Source organism: Kosmotoga sp., from assembly GCF_982836095.1.
On record NZ_CEYIHJ010000211.1, the window covers coordinates 1 to 1,846 of the forward strand.

Sequence of the window (1,846 nt, forward strand, 5' to 3'; positions counted from 1 at the left end):
TGGGGTCAAAAGAGGATCGAGATGGGGTCGATCTGACGACAGTAGTTTATGACAGGGGCGAACGTTTTTCAATTTATCTAAATAGCCCCAACTTAAAACTATAAGAAACAGATCATTATAAAATACTCTCATTCTCCATTTATTTTTGTATTTCATCCTCGTGGTATACTTTTTGAGATTGCATCGTCAAACGCGGCGCATTCTTTCTACTTCTCTTTCCTTCCTGATAGATCATCCGGTTAAATCGCGTTTTTGGGAATGATGTTTTTTTGTTGAGAGCAGAGTTGATCATGGGAGGCCGGTTTTGCGAGTCGTTGCTATCGCTCAAAATAAGAGTTGCAGGGCGGGTGATAGAATTACATCTCTCGCTGAAACATTCCTTTTATGTCTCCATTTACTCCATCTGTAAAATATTTACCGGCTGCATAAAGAGTCTTAACATTATAGCCGTGTGAAATGGCCGTTAATAATTATCAATAGCTGAATTCGTACTATTTCAGAAATAGGAAGGTTATGTCATGGTGGACTATAACAAGTTTTGCGCAAGGTGCCGTCACTACGAATCCAACATATCCCAGGGCATTCTTTGCGGTCTGACCCACGCAAAGCCGCATTTCATCGGCGACTGCGAAACTTTTATTCTTGATCCAATCCGGGACCGAAAAGTCACACTGAAAGCGGAAAAAGAAGCCATGTCGGAAGTTGACGATAGTTTTTTTGCCCCGGAGAAAAAAGGCGTACAAAAAGGCGTGCTCGGCGGAATCACTATGATGGTGATTGCTGTCGTCTGGTTTGTGGGCGGTTATGCTGCGGGTATTATTTTTTATTACCCGCCGGTGTTGTTTTTAATCGGTATTTACGCCTTTATCAAGGGCTTGTTCACGGGTAACGCGAGTGGTAAAAGTAGTTCTGTTGGAGCTTGAAAAGTGTTCCTGTGCTGTAATGGTATTTATTGAACACTACTTTTGAACTGCCGATGCAGAGATAATGTTGGGATCAGCGTACAGAGGAGGGGAGGAAATTTTTAAGGATGACACTTGAGTAATAATAGCGATGCTTTTTGTAGCATTTCTTTGGCGCAGCTTTGGTCTTATTTTGCGGATTTGCAGTAAAGACGATAATCTTGAAATTGTCGGATGAAACAGCATCAAATGCAAGGAGGAAGATATGGATTGCCCACGTTGCGGCTTGATAAATCCTGATACAGCAGCGCTGTGATTGTGGGTATGATTTTAAGACAAAAAAAGTAGCGCGAGCATATCTGAAACAGGAACTTCCGAAAGAAATCAAAACCTGGCTAATTGTAGTCATAGTTGTTAACATCCTAACCTTGCTAAACGGTATAGTATCTGGTGATCTGATAACAATCTTCGCGACACTTGTTTATTCAGTAATTGTCTGCACTCTGTATTCACAGCTTGTCGAAAGGAAAAACTGGGCAAGGATCGCCTTGGTCATATTAAGCTTCCCAATAGGCCTCATTATAGGGCTTTCTAACGAAGCCAAATTATATTGCTTGCAGTCAAAAAAAGAAGTATCTGTCTCGGATGAAAGATCTTGAGGCAGAAGATTTATTTGCGCTTTTCATAGCCTATAATTAAGGTATTGAAGTTTTCTTGTAGGAGTAGCTCAAGATGTGATTTGACAATAACAGGAAGCTAAAGTGGTTTACAGGCCTTTGTAATGAGTTATGAATGCAGTGCAAAGGGATGGTTTGGTGAAAATTGATAATTAATAAGAGAGGTGAGTAATGAATGCGGAGACAAGAGAGATGAGAATGTTGCTGCTTGCGTCCATTCCTCCGGATATTCTAATGTCTTATCTTGCAAGTGAGTCAATAGTCAAT

At 40.8% G+C, this 1,846-nt stretch carries 1 protein-coding gene; it reads left to right on the top strand.

All coding sequences use genetic code 11. From position 1 onward, the window contains the following. The first annotated feature begins 518 nt into the window (after positions 1–518). Positions 519–923: a hypothetical protein gene (locus AC3LHT_RS10230; RefSeq protein WP_488662818.1), complete on the top strand. Its 405-nt coding sequence runs from the start codon at positions 519–521 to the stop codon at positions 921–923. Positions 924–1,846 lie beyond the last annotated feature (923 nt).

Bases quoted from the DNA above. Each gene is read 5' to 3' on its own strand.
- AC3LHT_RS10230 (WP_488662818.1), top strand. From the start codon at position 519: ATGGTGGACTATAACAAGTTTTGCGCAAGGTGCCGTCACTACGAATCC.